The sequence below is a fragment of the Nonomuraea muscovyensis genome, from assembly GCF_014207745.1.
Taxonomy (GTDB): domain Bacteria; phylum Actinomycetota; class Actinomycetes; order Streptosporangiales; family Streptosporangiaceae; genus Nonomuraea; species Nonomuraea muscovyensis.
On the sequence record NZ_JACHJB010000003.1, the window covers coordinates 431,666 to 448,097 of the forward strand.

17 protein-coding genes are annotated in these 16,432 nt (G+C 72.0%); 12 read left to right on the forward strand and 5 right to left on the reverse strand.

Annotation, left to right across the window (positions count from 1 at the left end; all coding sequences use genetic code 11):
- Positions 1-53: 53 nt before the first annotated feature.
- Entirely contained in the window at positions 54-806 is a 753-nt protein-coding gene (locus FHU36_RS33765) for a class I SAM-dependent methyltransferase (RefSeq protein ID WP_185088137.1), read from the reverse strand.
- 72 nt (positions 807-878) lie between these two features.
- On the opposite strand from FHU36_RS33765, the gene FHU36_RS33770 reads away from it, so the two are divergent.
- Positions 879-1,448: a CGNR zinc finger domain-containing protein gene (locus tag FHU36_RS33770; protein ID WP_185088138.1), complete on the forward strand. Its 570-nt coding sequence runs from the start codon at positions 879-881 to the stop codon at positions 1,446-1,448.
- Between the two features lie 342 nt (positions 1,449-1,790).
- Here the strand turns inward: FHU36_RS33770 and FHU36_RS33775 are convergent, their stop codons facing one another.
- Positions 1,791-2,150 carry a hypothetical protein gene (locus FHU36_RS33775; RefSeq protein ID WP_185088139.1) on the reverse strand — a complete coding sequence of 120 codons (360 nt, stop codon included), beginning with the start codon at positions 2,148-2,150 and terminating at the stop codon, positions 1,791-1,793.
- 329 nt (positions 2,151-2,479) lie between these two features.
- Here FHU36_RS33775 and FHU36_RS33780 point away from each other — a divergent pair, with 329 nt between their 5' ends.
- From FHU36_RS33780 to FHU36_RS33795, 4 genes are all read left to right on the forward strand, one after another.
- On the forward strand, positions 2,480-4,333 hold the full coding sequence (locus FHU36_RS33780) for a glycosyltransferase family 2 protein (protein WP_246503127.1): 1,854 nt from the start codon (positions 2,480-2,482) through the stop codon (positions 4,331-4,333).
- 71 nt (positions 4,334-4,404) lie between these two features.
- Positions 4,405-5,424 (forward strand): energy-coupling factor ABC transporter permease, encoded by a 1,020-nt coding sequence (locus tag FHU36_RS33785; protein ID WP_185088141.1) that lies wholly within the window; start codon positions 4,405-4,407, stop codon positions 5,422-5,424.
- 24 nt (positions 5,425-5,448) lie between these two features.
- Positions 5,449-6,219 (forward strand): cobalt ECF transporter T component CbiQ, encoded by a 771-nt coding sequence (gene cbiQ, locus FHU36_RS33790; RefSeq protein ID WP_185088142.1) that lies wholly within the window; start codon positions 5,449-5,451, stop codon positions 6,217-6,219.
- On the forward strand, positions 6,216-6,977 hold the full coding sequence (locus FHU36_RS33795; RefSeq protein WP_185088143.1) for an energy-coupling factor ABC transporter ATP-binding protein: 762 nt from the start codon (positions 6,216-6,218) through the stop codon (positions 6,975-6,977). Before cbiQ ends, FHU36_RS33795 begins: the two co-directional genes overlap by 4 nt.
- On the opposite strand, the gene FHU36_RS33800 is transcribed toward FHU36_RS33795, so the two are convergent.
- Positions 6,949-7,971 carry a potassium channel family protein gene (locus FHU36_RS33800; RefSeq protein ID WP_185088144.1) on the reverse strand — a complete coding sequence of 341 codons (1,023 nt, stop codon included), beginning with the start codon at positions 7,969-7,971 and terminating at the stop codon, positions 6,949-6,951. The two genes, FHU36_RS33795 and FHU36_RS33800, sit on opposite strands and share 29 nt — an antisense overlap.
- 74 nt (positions 7,972-8,045) lie before the next feature.
- Here FHU36_RS33800 and FHU36_RS33805 point away from each other — a divergent pair, with 74 nt between their 5' ends.
- From FHU36_RS33805 to FHU36_RS33825, 5 genes are all read left to right on the forward strand, one after another.
- Positions 8,046-8,384: an STAS domain-containing protein gene (locus FHU36_RS33805; protein ID WP_101785558.1), complete on the forward strand. Its 339-nt coding sequence runs from the start codon at positions 8,046-8,048 to the stop codon at positions 8,382-8,384.
- A 47-nt stretch (positions 8,385-8,431) separates the two neighbouring features.
- Complete coding sequence (locus FHU36_RS33810) at positions 8,432-9,205, forward strand: SDR family oxidoreductase (RefSeq protein WP_185088145.1); 774 nt, start codon at positions 8,432-8,434, stop codon at positions 9,203-9,205.
- Positions 9,206-9,211: 6 nt separating this feature from the next.
- A complete protein-coding gene (locus FHU36_RS33815; RefSeq protein WP_185088146.1) occupies positions 9,212-9,976 on the forward strand; it encodes a crotonase/enoyl-CoA hydratase family protein in 765 nt (254 codons plus the stop codon).
- Between the two features lie 111 nt (positions 9,977-10,087).
- Complete coding sequence (locus FHU36_RS33820) at positions 10,088-10,726, forward strand: rhomboid family intramembrane serine protease (protein ID WP_185088147.1); 639 nt, start codon at positions 10,088-10,090, stop codon at positions 10,724-10,726.
- Positions 10,727-10,890: 164 nt separating this feature from the next.
- The gene (locus FHU36_RS33825) at positions 10,891-11,340 is read left to right on the forward strand and encodes a hypothetical protein (RefSeq protein WP_185088148.1); all 450 of its coding nucleotides are present in this window, start codon (positions 10,891-10,893) and stop codon (positions 11,338-11,340) included.
- 59 nt (positions 11,341-11,399) lie between these two features.
- Here the strand turns inward: FHU36_RS33825 and serC are convergent, their stop codons facing one another.
- Complete coding sequence (gene serC, locus FHU36_RS33830; protein WP_185088149.1) at positions 11,400-12,509, reverse strand: phosphoserine transaminase; 1,110 nt, start codon at positions 12,507-12,509, stop codon at positions 11,400-11,402.
- 153 nt (positions 12,510-12,662) lie between these two features.
- On the opposite strand from serC, the gene FHU36_RS33835 reads away from it, so the two are divergent.
- Both FHU36_RS33835 and FHU36_RS33840 read left to right on the forward strand, forming a co-directional pair.
- The gene (locus FHU36_RS33835; RefSeq protein WP_185088150.1) at positions 12,663-14,804 is read left to right on the forward strand and encodes an amino acid ABC transporter substrate-binding protein; all 2,142 of its coding nucleotides are present in this window, start codon (positions 12,663-12,665) and stop codon (positions 14,802-14,804) included.
- On the forward strand, positions 14,786-15,175 hold the full coding sequence (locus FHU36_RS33840) for a hypothetical protein (protein WP_185088151.1): 390 nt from the start codon (positions 14,786-14,788) through the stop codon (positions 15,173-15,175). The genes FHU36_RS33835 and FHU36_RS33840 overlap by 19 nt, the downstream gene beginning before the upstream one ends.
- A 66-nt stretch (positions 15,176-15,241) precedes the next feature.
- Here the strand turns inward: FHU36_RS33840 and FHU36_RS33845 are convergent, their stop codons facing one another.
- Positions 15,242-16,348, reverse strand: coding sequence for a citrate synthase 2 (locus FHU36_RS33845; protein ID WP_185088152.1), 1,107 nt, complete (start codon positions 16,346-16,348; stop codon positions 15,242-15,244).
- Between the last annotated feature and the right edge of the window lie 84 nt (positions 16,349-16,432).

Genomic DNA, 16,432 nt, shown 5'->3' on the forward strand with positions numbered 1-16,432 from the left:
ATGGCATGATCGTAGACCGGACCCGCGGTCACCGCCATCGCCCCGAGGAGGTGCTAGCGGACGGCGCAGAGGAGGCGGTTGTTGCCGCGCTGCCAGAGCGTGCCGACCTCGGCGAAGCCGGCCTTGCGCAGGGCCTCGCCGTGCTGCGACAGCAGGTGGGACTCCGAGCCGTGGTGGCCGGCGCCGGCGGTGGTGCGGGCGGTGTTGAGCTCGGCGAGGTCGGGGTCGGCGGCGATGGCGTCCCACCAGGCGCGCCAGTCCTCGGGCTGTCCGGCGGCGAAGGCCCGCTCGCTCTCCCGGTCGTGCACGGCCCGCTCCAGGCGGGCGATGGCCGGGGTGTCGTCGTCGGAGTCGAGGTGGTCGCCGTTGAGCAGCACCCCGCCCTGCCGGAGCACGGTGGCCAGTTCGGCGTACATCGTCCGGAGTTCCGGCTCGGAGATCCAGTGCAGGGCGGTCGTGCTGACCGCCGCGTCGGCCGGCCGGTCCAGGCCGAGGGAGGCGGTCCAGCCGGGCTCGCGCAGGTCGAGGGAGCGGAACGTCAGGTGCGGGTACGCGGCCCGGCCGAGGCCGAGCAGCAGCGGGTCGGCGTCCACCGAGACGACCGTGGCCCGGGGCAGCCGCTCCACCAGCCGGGCGGACAGCGAGCCGGGGCCGCAGCCGAGGTCGATGACGAGCGGGTCGGGGCGGCCGAGCGCCTCGACGGCGTCGATCAGCACGGTGAAGCGCTCCTCGCGGTCGGGCAGGTAGCCCTCCTGCTGGCGGTCCCAGCGCGCGATCCATTCCTGTGCGGCATCGTGGGTGAGCACAGTCGACTCCTTGTTACTGTCGTTTGAACTTTCGGCAGTCACAAACTAGAGCACAAAGGTGTAACTGGTCAATTGAACTTCAACAGTCACGCGGATGCGGTGGTCAGGGTCACCGTGGCGCTGGTGAACGCCCTGACGCCGGGGGAACGGCGCGGCCGCCCCGCCCCGGTCCCGGACGATCCCGCCGCGGCGGCGACCGAGGCCCTCCGCGACGCCTACCCGGGCCATCGCGACGTCACCGAGGCCGAGGGGGCCGAACTGGCCGAGGTCGCGGCCCGGCTGCGGGCCGTGTTCGAGGCGATGGCGGCGCAGGACGTCGACGGAGCGGCCCGCCGGATCAACGTCCTGCTGGAGGAGACCCGCGCCCGGCCGATGCTCGAACGGCACGACGGCGAACCCTGGCACCTGCACTTCCACGGCCCCGGCGGCACCATGGCCGGCGACTGGGCGGCCAGTTGCGCCACCTCGCTGGCGATCGTGCTGGGCGGGGAGTTCGGCGACCGGCTGGGCGTGTGCACCGCGCCGCACTGCGACCGGGTCTACGTGGACGTCTCGCGCAACGGCACCCGCCGCTTCTGCTCGACCGCCTGCCAGAACCGGGTCAAGACGGCCGCGTTCCGCGCCAGGGGCCGGGCCCGGTGAGAGCCCCCTGCTCCAGCTCCCCGGGTGCGGCCCGGGGAGCTGGAGCCCGTTCATTCGGCGGCTAGCCGTTCTGCCTCTTCGTGCAGCGCCGCGGTCAGGAGCAGCTCCAGGCGGAGCTCCTCCAGGTCCGGCGCCGCGAGAGCGTCAAGGACGCGCATGGTGGCCTCCCTGTGAAGAAGGACGTCTCACAGGTCGCGACGGTTCACCGCGCGCGCACATATCGGTCCGACCCGTACGCGGCGAGCCCGCCACCCCAAAGAGTCACCACCCCAAAGAGCCGCCACTCCAAGAGCCGCCACTCCACCGGGCCGCCATCCCGCAGGGCCGCCATCCCCGAAACCGTCAGGCGACCCCCGACAGCCCGGCGGGCCGCTCGTCCTGCATCTGGGCCTGCATGATGGCCTGCCGCTCGGCGTTGATGCGCCGGCAGATGGCCACGTAGCCGGTCAGCACCTTGCTGTAGGCCTGGCGCGCCTCGTCGAGCTGGGCGCCGAGAGCGAGGATCCGCACCGGGTCGCCCTGCAGCTCCGCTTCGGCGAGCAGCGTGCGCGCCTCGTCCACGATCTCCTCGGCCCGCATCCTCGTCCGGCGCAGCAGTGCGGAGCACTCATGGAGCTCGGCCAGCCGCGCCGAGGAGACGATGAGCTCGGCGGCACGCACGGCCGAGCCCGTCGGCCCGTGCCTGCGGAGATCAGATGCCATTCCCGCCACCTCCCCGGTCAAGGTTGCCTAAGCGTAGACGCGCGGGCGCCTCCGGCGGATCACCGCCGGACGGCCGGAGTAAGGCACTCCTACCGGTGTAGAACTTCTCTCCTCCGCGGAGGAAAACACCGTTCCTGAACGTAGTTCGGGCGTGACGGATTGTGACCGCTTGCTGGTGATGGCTGGGATTATCGCCGCCAGACCGTTATCGGCGAGGACGGGGACTGCGTACACCGAAGTGCGCGATACGGCCCCGCGGCCGTCCGTCCCCGTCACATACTGAAGCGGGATGGACGCGGACAGTAGCTACTGAGGGGCGCGGCGTGGCCATGACGACATCGGGCATTGACGGCGACGGCGGTGGCGGGGACGCGGTGGACGTCAGCGTGGTGGTCCCCGCCCGCGACTGCCGTCCCTACCTCGACCGCTGCCTGACCTCGGCGCTGGTCCAACGGGTGAAGAAGGAGATCGTCGTCGTCGACGACGGCTCGACCGACGGCAGCGCCGAGCTCCTCGACCTCTACGCGGCCTACCACCGGACCAGCGTCAAGGTGGTGCGCCTGGAGGGCTCGTCCGGAGGCGCCGGCCGGCCGCGCAACATCGGCCTCGAACACGCCACCGGCCGCTACGTGTTCTTCTGCGACGCCGACGACTACCTCGGCCCGGAGGCGCTGGAGCGGATGGTCGCCATGGCCGACCGCAACGGCTCCGACATCGTGCTCGGCAAGATCGTCGGTCACGGCCGGCGCGCTCCGGCCTCGATGTTCCACCACGACACCGACCGGGCGCCGCTGGGCGAGAGCGCCGTCTACAACAGCCTGTGCTGCTTCAAGCTGTTCCGCCGGGAGATGCTCGAACGGCACCGCATCAGGTTCGCCGAGCGGGTGCTGATCGGCGAGGACATCCACTTCACCGTCCACGCCTTCTGCCACGCCGAGGTGATCTCCGTGGTCGCCGACCACGACTGCTACCACCTCGTGGCCCGGCCCGACGGCAGCAGCATCATGCAGCAGGCCGGCAGCCGCGACCCGCTCGGCTGGCTCACCATGATCAGGGGGCCGATCGCGCTCATGGCCGAGCACGTCCCGCCCGGGCCGCTGCGCGACCACCTGCTCGTGCGGCACTTCAAGCTCGACGTGCTGGCCCAGCTCGGCGTGCCGTTCCTGGAGGCCGGCGAGGTGCGCCGCAAGGACATCGCGCAGGAGGTGGCCGCCCTGTGCGACGAGTGGCTCACCTCGGGCGTCCGCGCCCGGCTGAGCGGCATCGACCGGCAGCGGCTCGCCTGCCTGGACGACGTCGACCGGCTGGCGCGGCTGGCCGGCATCGAGGGCGCGGCCGTCCGGCGCCGGCTGACCGGGCTGCGCTGGGAGGCCGATCGGCTGGTGGTCACCGGCACGGCCGCTCTTGAGGGCATCCGCGCGGTCGACGGCATCAGCCTGGTGCTGCGCTCGCGCGCCGAGCCCGCGCGTGAGGTGGTGGTGCCGGCCGCCCACGGCCCGGCTCGCAGCGGCTGCGACGGCACGGAGTTCGCCGCTCGGGTGGACGCGGGCGCGCTCGGCTCGGGGGTGTGGGACCTGCGGGTCGCGATCGAGGTGGAGGGGGTGGTGCGGCATGCCCGGCTGGGCGCCGACCGCGACGACGAGGTCACCAGGCCGGCGCCGCGGCTGATCCGCGACGTGGTCGCCATCCCCTACTTCACCAAGGACAACGGCAACCTCAGCATCGACGTCGGCGGGCACCTGCTCGCGGTGCCGGGGACCGTGCGCATCACGCGCACCCGGTGGGCGCTTGGGCAGCGGCTGGCCATCGACGGCGAGGTCCTGGTCGGCGGGGGCGTCCCGGCGGCGTCGGCCATTCGCCGGCTCGTCTGGCGCGAACGGCGCACGGGAGACGAGCGCGCGGACCGGGTGGTGGCGCTGCCCGGCGGCGGTTTCGCGGCCAGGCCGCCGGTCGGCCGGTTCGCCCCGGGCACGTGGGACGCCTACCTGGAGGTGGAGCTGGGCGGGCCGCCCGCGCGGTTCCGGGTGGAGACCGACGCCGCCGCCGTGGCCGGGCCGCGTCGGCCGTGGGGCGGGATCGTGCTGAGGAGTGTGCGGCCGTACGCGACGCCGGGGAAGGGGCGGCTGAGCACCGTGGTGCGGAAGCTGACGGCGAGAAGCCTGCTGCGGCGGATGCTGCGCTAGTTGCCAACTATTTGCAGGTGCAAGGCTATGTCCTAAAGTGGGGCTGTTACCCCGCAGCTGGAGGATGTGTCGTGCACGTACCCGATGGTTTCTTCGACGCGGCCGTGTCCGTCTCCGCCGGGGCCGTCGCGGCCGCCGGCGTCGCGGTGTGCCTGCGCGGCGCCCGGCGCGAGCTCGACGACCGGACGGCCCCCATGGCGGGGCTGGTCGCCGCCTTCATCTTCGCCGTCCAGATGCTGAACTTCCCGATCGCCGCCGGCACCAGCGGCCACCTCATGGGCGGGGCGCTGGCCGCGATACTCGTCGGCCCCTACACCGGGGTGTTGTGCCTGGCCGTGGTGCTGATCGTGCAGAGCGTGTTCTTCGCCGACGGCGGGCTGACCGCCCTCGGCGTGAACATCACGATCATGGGCATCGTCGGCGTGCTGGTCGGCTGGGGCGTCTTCCGGCTGGTCACGCGGGTCGCCCGGAGCAAGGGCGCCATCACGGCGGCCGCCTTCCTCGCGGCGCTGATCTCGGTGCCCGTCTCGGCGCTGGTCTTCACGCTGCTGTTCTGGATCGGCGGCACCGCGCCGATCGAGGTGGGCACGGTGGCCGCCGCGATGGGCGGCGTGCACGTGCTCATCGGCGTCGGCGAGGGCGTGATCACCGCGCTGACCGTGGGCGCGGTGCTGGCCGTGCGGCCCGACCTCGTGCACGGCGCGCGCGGGCTCGCCTCGTCGCTGCTCCTGCGGGGCGCCGACGGCACCACGACGGTCGAGCCCCAGCGGCCGGTGGCGGCCGGGAGCCGCGGGCTCCGGCCGTTCCTGCTCGGCGGCCTCGGCGTGACGCTCGTGCTCGCCGGGCTGGTGTCGTTCTTCGCCTCCTCCAGCCCCGACGGGCTGGAGTCGGTCGCCGAGGACAAGGGCTTCCTCGGTCAGGCGACCGACCACCTGTTCGGCGCCTGGGCGCTGGCCGACTACGGTGAGGTGGGCGGCATCCCGGTGGGCGTCGCCGGTGCCGTCGGCGTGGGCATCGTGCTGCTCCTGGCCGGGGGCGTCGCCTACGCGGCGCGTGGCCGCGCCCGGGACCGCGAGCGGGCCGGGGTCTGAGCGAACGAAGGGCGGTGAACGGCGGTGGGTGCGGGGCATCACCATCGGCTCTACCTGCCGGGCGACTCCGTCGTGCACCGGTTGCCGCCGCAGTGCAAGCTGCTCGCCGTGCTGGCCTTCGCCGTCGTGGTGGTGGCCACGCCGCGCGAGAGCCTCTGGGCGTTCGCCCTGTACGGAGTGATGCTGGCGGCGGTCGCGTGGACCGCCCGCGTGCCCGCGTCGCACATCGTGCGGCGGATGGCGATCGAGGTGCCGTTCGTGCTGTTCGCCTTCCTCATCCCGATCATCGGGCTGGGGGAGCGGACCACGGTGCTCGGCCTGTCGCTGAGCGTGCCGGGTCTGTGGGCGGCGTGGAACATCCTGGCCAAGGCGACGCTCGGAGTGGTCGCTTCGATCCTGCTGGCGGCCACCACCGAGCCGCGCGCCGTGCTGCTCGGGGCGCAGCGGCTGCGGTTGCCCGCCCTGCTGGTGCAGATCGCGATGTTCATGCTGCGCTACCTCGACGTGATCGTGGACGAGATGCGGCGGATGCGGGTGGCGCGGGAGTCGCGCGGGTTCGAGGCACGCAACCTGCGACACGTCCCGGTGATCGCGCGATCGGCGGGTGCCCTGTTCATCCGGTCGTACGAGCGGGGCGAGCGGGTGCACCTGGCGATGCTGAGCCGCGGCTACACCGGGCAGATGCCGATCACCGGCGACCTCTCGGCGTCCGCCCGGCAGTGGAGTGCCGCGCTCGCGCTGCCGCTCGTCGCCCTGGCGGTGTTGGGACTGTCGGTGTTGGGACTGTCACTGTGAACTCTCTGGAAGTCAGCCGCCTGGCCTACGCCTACCCCGACGGCACACAGGCCCTGTTCGGCGTGGACCTCACGATCGGGCGGGGCGAGCGGGTGGCGCTGCTCGGCCCGAACGGCGCCGGCAAGACCACGCTCGTCATGCACCTCAACGGCATCCTCACCCCCGGCCACGGCACGGTCGCCGTGGCCGGCACCCCGGTGCGGCCCGACACGCTCAAGGAGATCCGGCGGCGCGTCGGCCTGGTGTTCCAGGATCCCGACGATCAGCTCTTCATGCCGACCGTCCGCGACGACGTCGCCTTCGGCCCGGCCAACATGGGCCTGACGGGGCAGGCGCTCGACCGCGCCGTCACGGGCGCCCTCCGCCGGGTCGGCATGCTGGAGGCCATCGACCGGCCGCCGCACCACCTGTCGTTCGGCCAGCGCCGCCGGGTGGCCGTCGCGACCGTGCTCGCGATGGAGCCGGAGATCCTGGTGCTGGACGAGCCGTCGTCCAACCTCGACCCGGCCGCCCGCCGGGAGCTGGCCGAGATCCTGCGCTCGCTGGACGTGACCGTGCTCATGGTCACCCACGACCTGCCGTACGCGCTGGAGCTGTGCGAGCGTTCGCTCATCCTGTCCGGCGGCGTGATCGCCGCGGACGGGCCCACGCCGGAGCTGCTCGCCGACGCCGACCTGCTCGCCGCCCACCGGCTGGAGCTGCCGTACGGCTTCGCCATCCCGCCCGCGGCTAGGCGGGCGGCCGCTGAACGCGGATGACCACCATCCTGTCGCCCGCCCGCAGGGTGCCGGCGCGCGGATCCGCATAGGTGAGGACCTCGCCATCGCGCACCACGGCCACCACGATCTCGCCGGAGGCCCGGGGGGTCGAGCCGACCTCGGCCGCGCTGACGTCGCGCTCGTACAGGTCGAGGCCCTTGCCGTACACCAGGAAGTCCTCGATCAGCGCGCTGACCGCGGGGCTCTGCGTGGCCACGCCCAGCATGCGGCCGGCCGCGTCGGACGAGGTGATCACCACGTCGGCGCCGCTCTGTCGGACCAGAGGGTCGTTCTCGGCCTCGCGCACGGCCGCCACGATCGTCGCCGTCTTGTTGAGGCTGCGCGCGGTGAGCGTCACCAGGGCGGTGGTGTCGTCACGCTGGGTGGCGATGACGACCTCCCGGGCGGTGGCCAGGTGGGCGCGCCTGAGCACCTCGCTGCGCGTGCCGTCGCCCACGACCCCGGCGAAGCCGTCGTGGGCCGCCTCCTCGATCGCGGACCTGCTGGGGTCGACCACCACGATCGACTCCTTGGACCGCTCGCTCTCCAGCAGCGTGCGGATGGCGGCCCGGCCCTTGGTGCCGTAGCCCACGACCACGGTGTGGTCTCGCAACCTGTCCCTCCATCGCTGGATCCTGATGGCGTCGCGCGTGCGCCTGGTGAGCACCTCCAGCGTGGTGCCCACCAGCACCACGAGGAAGGCGATGCGCAGCGGGGTGACCGCCACGATGTTGACGATCCGCGCCTGCGTGGTCACCGGGGTGATGTCGCCGTAACCCGTCGTGGAAAGCGAGACCGTGACGTAGTAGAGGGCGTCCAGCGGGGACACCGGCCCGTCGACGTTGTCACGATAGCCTTCGAGATCCAGCAGGACCAGCGCGTACATCGCCAACAGGATGAGCAGCGCGATGACCATCCGGCGCAGGACCGCCACAAGCGGGCTCCGGGCCGGGGACGGCAGGCGTACCCCGAGTTCCGTCTCATCCTGCTCCATACGGATGATCGTAGTTTGTGCGGGCCCGGTATCCGGGGATGTCGAAGTACAGTGGCTCATCGAGGAGGGGCCGAATGAAGCTGCGGCTGGCGCGACACGCTCTCGGCGATGCCGTGGTGGTGGCCGTTGAGGGAGAGCTGGACCTGTTCACCGCGCCGTTCCTCCGCGACGAGGTACGTGATGCGATCAAGCAGGACAGCGCCCGGCTCGTGCTCGACCTTCAGCAACTGTCGTTCATGGACTCCAGTGGGCTGTCGGTGCTGATCGAGGCGTGGCGGCTGGCCACGGGCGAGGGCGGCGGCGTCTCGCTGGCGGCCCCCCAGGCGCCCGTGGCGCGGATCCTGCGCACCACCGGGCTCGACCGGCGCATCAAGGTCTACTCCGACGTCGACAGCGCCGTGGGCGAGATTTGAGCCACCCTGCCTAGAACTTCATTCGGTCGGCGGGTTAGGGTCCCGCTATGGACGTGAACGGATCTGCAGCAATCATCTCCGGCGGCGCCAGCGGCCTCGGCGAGGCCACCGCCCGGGAGCTGGCGCGCCAGGGCGCGACGGTCGTCGTCGCCGACCTCAACGAGGAGCGCGGCAAGGCCGTCGCCGACGAGCTGGGCGGCGTCTTCGCGCGGACCGACGTGTCGGACCGGGAACAGGTACGAGCGGCCGTGGACGCCGCCGTCGCCACCGGCAAGCCGCTGCGCGTGGTGGTCAACAGCGCGGGCATCGGCTGGGCCGAGCGCACGGTCAACCGCAACGGCGACCCGCACAACCCGGACAGCTACCGCAAGGTCATCGAGGTCAACCTCATCGGCACGTTCAACCTCATGAGCGTCGCCGCCGCCGCGATCGCCAGGACCGAGCCGCTGGACGCCGACGGCCAGCGCGGCGTGGTGATCAACACCGCCTCGGTGGCGGCCCTGGAGGGCCAGACCGGCCAGCTCGCCTACTCGGCCTCCAAGGGCGGCATCGTCGGCATGACCGTCCCCGCCGCGCGCGACCTGGCGGCCGTCGGCGTCCGGGTGAACACCATCTGCCCCGGCATCATCGACACGCCGATCTACGGCTTCTCGGCCAACGCCGACGAGTTCAAGGCCAAGCTCGTCGCGCCGGTGGTCTTCCCCAAGCGCATGGGCCGCCCCGACGAGTTCGCCCGGCTCGTGCTCTCGCTCGTCCAGAACGACTACATGAACGCCGAGGTCATCCGCTTCGACGGCGGCATCCGCTTCCAGCCCAAGTGAGGTCACGTGTCTGACGACGTGCTCGTCGAGGAGTCGGACGGCGTCGCCGTCCTGACCATCAACCGCCCCAAGGCGCGCAACGCGATCAACGGCGCGGTGGCGCGGGGCATCGCGGAGGCGCTCGACTCGCTGGAGTCCCGTCCCGACATCTCCGCCTACGTCCTGACCGGCGCGGGCGGCACGTTCAGCGCCGGCATGGACCTCAAGGGGTTCCTGACCGGTGACCTGCCCGTGGTCGAGGGCCGCGGCTTCGGCGGGGTGACCGAGGCGCCGCCCGCCAAGCCCCTGGTGGCGGCCGTCGAGGGGTACGCGCTGGCGGGCGGCTTCGAGCTGGCGCTGGCCTGCGACGTCATCGTGGCCTCGGCGGAGGCGAAGTTCGGCCTGCCGGAGCCGAAGCGCGGCCTGGTGGCGGGCGCGGGCGGCATCATGCGCCTGCCGCGCCGCATCCCCTACCACGTCGCCATGGAGATCGCCCTGACCGGCGACCACTACCCGGCCGCCCGCCTGTACGAGCTGGGCCTGGTCAACCGGCTCACCGAGCCGGGCGCGGCGCTGGAGGGAGCACTGGAGCTGGCCCGAAAGATCGCGGCCAACGCCCCGCTCGCGCTGGCCGCGACCAAGAAGGTGATCGTCGAGTCGCAGGACTGGCCGCTGGAGGAGATGTTCGAGCGGCAGGGCGCGATCATCAACCCGGTGTTCATGTCCAAGGACGCCATGGAGGGCGCCGCGGCCTTCGCCGAGAAGCGCGCCCCTCGCTGGACGGGCGAGTAACCCGCGCCAGGCGGCACCCGGCCCTTCCCCACGGGAGGGGCCGGTTTTCCTTACGCGCGCATAATCGCTTCTGCGTACGGTAAAGAAGAGGAGCGTACAGCGGGAGGGCGTATGAACGACAGCACGAGGTCCGCGTTCGAGTCCGCCAAGCGCGGCGCGGGCGTCCTCCTGACCAGTGCGCTCGGCGCGCTGTTCGTCATGGTGGTGCTGCTGGGCGTGATGTGGGGCGTCGAGATCGTCGACTACATGCTCAACGGCACGCTCGACCGGCAGTTCGGCATCGTCGGATGGGAGCCCGACGGGCTGCTCGGCATCTTCTTCGCGCCGTTCCTGCACGTGGGCTTCGGGCACCTCATGGCCAACTCGCTGCCGCTGCTCGTGCTCGGGTTCCTGGCGGCGCTGCGCGGCATCGGCAAGTTCCTGGGCGCCACCGCGGTGATCGTCGTCCTCGGCGGGTTCGGCACCTGGTTCACCAGCCCCGACACGATCACCGTGGGGGCCAGCGGGCTGGTGTTCGGCTACTTCGGCTACGTGGTCGGCCGCGGGGTTTTCGACCGGCGCCTGCTCGACATCGCCATCGCCGTCGGCGTGGGGATCGCCTACTACTCGATCCTGTGGGGGCTGCTGCCCAACCAGCAGGGCATCTCCTGGCAGGGGCACCTGTTCGGGCTGCTCGCCGGGGTGGTCGCGGCCTGGCTGCTGCGCCGCAAGCGTCCCGCCACGCCGTACGGGCCGTCTGATCCGGCCTGATCCGGCGCTTCGGAATCGGCACACGGCGTTCACCGACAACCGGCGATCCTGTGGTTACGATCAGTGACGATCACTGCCTCAGACGCCATGACAGGCGCCGGCCGCGTGCGGCCCGCGCCTCTCCGAGGTCATGACGGCCGAGGGTCGCGACCCAAGGAGAATGCATGTCCATCGTGAGGTCCACGACCGTCGCCCTGTCCGCCGCCCTGGCCTTCGCCGGCACGTTGGTGACAGGAGCGAGCACGGCGAACGCCGAGCATCGTCCCGCCGCCATGAGCGCGGTGACGATGGCGGCGTCGGGCAAGACCACCCAGCGGATCGCCTCCGGCCGGACGGCGCCGGGCGAAGGCTGGCAGCTCTACGTCAACAACTCGCCCGGCCTCTACATCGACATCGACACCAGTGCCGCGCACTTCACCGGCGACCCGATCTACACGGCGTCCGTGGCCGGCGCGGCCCACCAGTTCGAGCTGACCGGCACCAACACCGTCTATCAGCCCACCGCGACGGGCTTCCGCGTCTACATCCGATGGAGCAACGGCGAGCCCCTCACAGTGGAGGACGCCGTGACCTACGGCTGGTACGTCAACTGGATCGGCGTCGACCAGCCGTAGCCCCGCCGGAAACACGACAGCCCCGGGCAGACCCCGGGGCTGTCGTATGTGTGTCGCGGCTAGAGGCGCTCGACCACGTGGTCGACGCAGACCGTCAGCGCCTCGACGTCGGCCGGGTCGACCGCCGGGAACATCGCGATGCGCAGCTGGTTGCGGCCGAGCTTGCGGTAGGGCTCGGTGTCGACGATGCCGTTGGCGCGCAGCACCTTGGCCACGGCCGCCGCGTCGACCTCGTCGGAGAAGTCGATCGTGCCGACCACCTGGGAGCGGTACTCCGGAGCGGCGAACGGCGTCGCGTAGGACGACTTCTCGGCCCACGAGTAGAGGCGCTGGGCCGAGTCGGCCGTGCGGGCGGTGGTCCAGGCCAGGCCGCCGTTGCCGTTCATCCAGTCGAGCTGGTCGGCCAGCAGGAACAGCGTGGCCACGGCCGGGGTGTTGTAGGTCTGGTCCTTGCTGGAGTTGTCGATCGCTACCGGCAGGCTGAAGAACTCGGGCACGTAGCGGTCGGTGGCCGCGATCTCCTCGACCCGGGCCAGGGCGCGCGGCGACATGAGCGCGATCCACAGGCCGCCGTCGGAGGCGAAGCTCTTCTGCGGGGCGAAGTAGTAGACGTCGGTCTCCTCGATGGAGACGGGCAGGCCGCCGGCGCCGGAGGTGGCGTCGACCAGCACGAGCGAGTCGTCGGAGCCCACCCGCCCGATGGGCATGGCGACGCCGGTCGAGGTCTCGTTGTGGGTGAGCGCGTAGACGTCGATGCCGTCCTGCTCGACCGCCGTCGGGTGGGTGCCGACCTCGGACTTGACGATCGACGGCTCGCCGAGCCACGGCGACTTCTTGGCGACGGTGGCGAACTTGGCGGAGAACTCGCCGAACGACAGGTGCTGAGACCGGTCGCGGATCAGCCCGAAGGCGGCGATGTCCCAGAACGCGGTGGTGCCGCCGTTGCCCAGCACGACCTGGTAGCCCTCGGGCAGGGAGAACAGGTCGGCGAGCCCGGCCCGCACGCGGCCGACCAGGCTCTTGACCGGCTTCTGGCGGTGGGAGGTGCCCATGACGCTCGCTCCCGAGGAGGCGAGCGCGGCCAGCTGCTCGGTGCGAACCTTCGAGGGCCCGCAGCCGAAACGGCCGTCGGCGGGCTTGATGTCAGCGGGAATCACGATGTCAGCCACCTGACCAGCCTACTGACGGCGTCGCGGTGGATCGGCCCGGGTCCGGATTGTGAGACCCGCGAGTCCCTGGATGGGAACGGGGTGATCACGTACGCTCACCTCTAGCCACAAGTGACTCGGGGGCGACACATCAGTCCGGAGGCCCGATCCCGCATGCCCAGCCAGCCGGTGGACCAGGTGATCGACGAGGCCGTGCGCCGGCCGTCTCCGTTCGCCCGGGAGCGCGGGCTGCCGATCCTGGTGTTCGCCGGCGAGCGGGACCCGGCCGGCAAGGCCGCCGAGACCGCCAGGCGGTTCCGTGCGCGGACGCCGTACGCGGAGATCGACGCGGGCGACTTCCGCGACGTCGCGGCGATCGTGGAGCGGCTGGCGGGCTTACAGGGCATGCTCTCGACGTGGGTGCGCGGCACGCTGCTCCCGCCGCCGCGTTTCCCGCTGACCCAGTTCGTGCTGTGGGCCTGGGGGCGGCGCGGCAACGAGATCCCCGACGCGGGCACCCCGCCCAACCCGGTGGCCAAGCGCAACGCCTTCGGGCTGTGGCTGGCCGAGTGGCGCAAGGCGCGCTCGCGCACCGGGCGGGTCAGGCGCTCCATGGCCGACTACGTGGGCCGGGCCATGACCACCTGGATCCCCCTGTCCGGTCTGGCCGCGTACGGGCTGCAGAGCTTCGTGGACGGCCTCACCCTGCTGCTGTGGGGGGCGAGCGCCGCCGTGGCGCTCGTCGTCGGCCTGGTGCACGCCGTCCTGCTGATCCGGGGCCCCATCTTCTACCGCTGGTTCCGCCGGGCGCCGTTCCTGCCGCGGGAGCGGGGGGAGAGCGTCATCGAGTACGCCGTCCGCGTCAGCGAGGCGGGGCCGGAGCAGGTCGAGCGGCTGCTGGTGGCCGCACTGCTGGAGGACCTGCGCCAGGCCTACCAGCGCCGGATCATCCCGTGGCCGGGATGGGGCCGCGACACCTATCCCGTGATGCGGCTCGCGAACGCCGACCCGGGCACGGCCGGGCGCCGGTTCATGGAGCTGGTGAACGACATCAAGGCCGGCACGGGCCAGCGCGGCCCGCTGCTGATCGTGGCCTCCACGACGGTGGCGCCGCAGGCGGTCCCGGCCCGGCCGAGCCGGGGCCGGGAGGAGGACCTGGTCGCGCTCCACCGCGCCTGGCGCGACAGGATGCGCCACACCCGGCCCAGCCCGTACCTGCTGGTCGAGGTCGGCCCGGAGAAGCGGCCGGACCCCGACGGCGGCGTGTGGCGGATGCTGCCCGTCCGCCCGCTGGCCTACTGGCTGGTGGTGGCGGCGCTGCTCGCGCTGCCGCTCAGCGGGGCCGTCGTCGCGACCGTGGGCTGCGGGGCCGAGCTGACCAGGGTGGCCGACCAGTGCGTGGGCGTCGGCCCGCTGGACAAGATCGCGCCGCACCCGCTCGTCCTGCCGGTGCTGCGCCGCATCGACGAGCAGAACGCCCAGATCCCCTTCGGGGCCAAGGTCTTCACCATCGCCTACGTGGGTCCGCTGACGACCCAGCCGGGCGCCAGGTTCAAGGACGGCCAGATGACGGCTGTGGCGGGCGAGCTGGCCGGGATCGGCGCCTACCAGGCGAGCTACAACCGCAGCAAGTCCGACTGGAAGATGAGGGTCGTCTTCGCCAACACCGGCCAGGACTTCGCCAGCGCCCGGCTCGCGGCCGAGAGCGTCGAGGAGCGCGCGGACCGCGACCCCACCCTCACGGCGGCCGTGGGCTTCGCCTGGAGCCGCGAGGAGGTCAGGCAGGCGGTGGACGTGCTCACCAGGGCCAACCTGCCGATGGTGAGCACGGTGAGCACGGTCGGCCAGATCGCCGGCGCCGCCGGTGACCGGTCCGCGTACCTCTTCCGCCTGGCCGTCGTGGACGACCTCCAGATCACCGCCACGGTCCACTGGCTGGAGGCGCTCGGGCTCGTCGAGGGCGCGGGCCGGAAGCCGCCCGTGGCGGTGGTCTGGCAGCGGCAGCAGGGGGAGCTCTACAGCGCGGACCTGAAGGAGCTGTTCCTGCAGGAGTACACCGGGGTCGGCTCGGATCACGCCTTCGAGGACGACGCCTCGCTCGGCGCCGCGATGGAGCAGGCCTGCGCCTCCGGGGCGAAGGTCGTCTACTACACCGGCAGGGCCGACTTCCTGAGCAGCCTCAAGCGGGCGTGGGGGCCTCCTGCGAGCGGCGCCGGGTCAGGCTGCTGGCCTCGGACGATCTCACCGGCGCCATCGCCAACGACGTGGCCTCGAACGGCGCGGGGCACGACACGAGCATGTCGTTCGTCTCGCTGACCGACGTCCGCGACGCCTCGCTGAACCAGGGACAGAAGACGCTGCGGCAGTGGGCCGGCGGCTCCCTGGTCCACTCCGCCGCGCACGCCGCGTTCGGCTACGACGCGGCACAGGCCGTCGGGATCGCGATCGACGCCCACCGCACCCAGAGCGGCGCGGAGAACATCCGGGCCGGGGTGCACTACAACCTGCGGGGGCTGCGCTTCGACGGCGCCACCGGGACGGTGAGCTTCTCCGGCCACGTCACCGACCACGACGCCCAGGGCCGCGAGGTGTGGCTCATGACCGTCGAGTCGGGCAAGCCGGTGCAGGCGGCCTGGGTGTGCCGGCCGACGGCGACGGAGGCCGCCTGCACGGCGCCACCCGGGTGACGAGCACCCGGGCGGCGGAGGCAGGCGGTGGTCTGACGCCGGCTGGGCCGGTGTTCAGGCCGGTGTTCAGATGGTGCCGACGACCTCGTCGGCGCCCGGCACGTCGCTGAGCGGACGCGAGGCCGGGCCGATGTACCTGGCGCTCGGGCGGACGAGCCGGCCCGTCTTCTTCTGCTCCAGGATGTGCGCGGCCCAACCGGCCGTGCGGGCGCAGGTGAACATCGAGGTGAACATGTGGGACGGCACCTCGGCGAAGTCGAGGACCACGGCGGCCCAGTACTCGACGTTGGTGGCCAGCACCCGGTCGGGCTTGCGGGCGTGCAGCTCCTCCAGGGCCGCCCGCTCCAGCGCCGCGGCGACCTCGTAACGCGGGGCGTCGAGCTCCTTGGCGGTGCGACGCAGGACGCGGGCACGCGGGTCCTCGGCGCGGTAGACGCGGTGGCCGAAGCCCATGAGGCGCTGACCCTTGTCCAGCTCGCTCTGCACGTACTTCTTGGCGTCACCGAGCTGTTCGACGCCCTCGATCATGTGCAGGACGCGGGCCGGGGCTCCGCCGTGCAGCGGGCCCGACATGGCGCCGACGGCGCCGGACAGCGAGGCCGCCACGTCGGCCCCGGTGGAGGCGATGACGCGGGCGGTGAAGGTGGACGCGTTCATGCCGTGCTCGGCGGCGGAGGTCCAGTAGGCGTCGATGGCCTTGACATGCCTGGGGTCGGGCTCACCGCGCCAGCGGATCATGAACCGCTCGACGATGGTCTTGGCCTCGTCGACGCGGCTCTGCGGCACCATCGGCAGGCCGAGGCCACGCGCCGACTGCGCCACGAAGGACAGTGCCATCACCGACGCCCGGGCGAGCTGGTCGCGCGCCTCCTCGTCGCTGATGTCGAGCAGCGGCTTGAAGCCGTACGCGGGGGCCAGCATGGCCAGCGCGCTCTGCACGTCTACGCGGATGTCACCGGAATGGACAGGAATGGGGTACGGCTCCGCCGGGGGCAGGCCCGGCTGGAACTTGTTGTCGACCAGCAGGCCCCATACGTGCCCGAAGGGGACACGGCCGACCAGCTCCTCGATGTCGACGCCCCGGTATCGAAGGGCGCCCCCTTCTTTGTCCGGTTCCGCGATCTCGGTCTCGAAAGCCACAACACCCTCGAGGCCGGGTTTGAAGTCGGACATTCTCGGCCGCCTCCCTTTCTTGCCATGTTCCGGCAATGCCTTGATGTCGAGATACCGGCGGGTCAATTTAACCCCCTTCCCCCT

Bases quoted from the DNA above. Each gene is read 5' to 3' on its own strand.
- FHU36_RS33775 (WP_185088139.1), bottom strand. From the start codon at position 2,150: ATGGCATCTGATCTCCGCAGGCACGGGCCGACGGGCTCGGCCGTGCGT.
- FHU36_RS33780 (WP_246503127.1), top strand. From the start codon at position 2,480: ATGACGACATCGGGCATTGACGGCGACGGCGGTGGCGGGGACGCGGTG.
- FHU36_RS33800 (WP_185088144.1), bottom strand. From the start codon at position 7,971: ATGGAGCAGGATGAGACGGAACTCGGGGTACGCCTGCCGTCCCCGGCC.
- FHU36_RS33805 (WP_101785558.1), top strand. From the start codon at position 8,046: ATGAAGCTGCGGCTGGCGCGACACGCTCTCGGCGATGCCGTGGTGGTG.
- FHU36_RS33810 (WP_185088145.1), top strand. From the start codon at position 8,432: ATGGACGTGAACGGATCTGCAGCAATCATCTCCGGCGGCGCCAGCGGC.
- FHU36_RS33820 (WP_185088147.1), top strand. From the start codon at position 10,088: ATGAACGACAGCACGAGGTCCGCGTTCGAGTCCGCCAAGCGCGGCGCG.
- FHU36_RS33825 (WP_185088148.1), top strand. From the start codon at position 10,891: ATGTCCATCGTGAGGTCCACGACCGTCGCCCTGTCCGCCGCCCTGGCC.
- FHU36_RS33835 (WP_185088150.1), top strand. From the start codon at position 12,663: ATGCCCAGCCAGCCGGTGGACCAGGTGATCGACGAGGCCGTGCGCCGG.
- FHU36_RS33840 (WP_185088151.1), top strand. From the start codon at position 14,786: ATGTCGTTCGTCTCGCTGACCGACGTCCGCGACGCCTCGCTGAACCAG.
- FHU36_RS33845 (WP_185088152.1), bottom strand. From the start codon at position 16,348: ATGTCCGACTTCAAACCCGGCCTCGAGGGTGTTGTGGCTTTCGAGACC.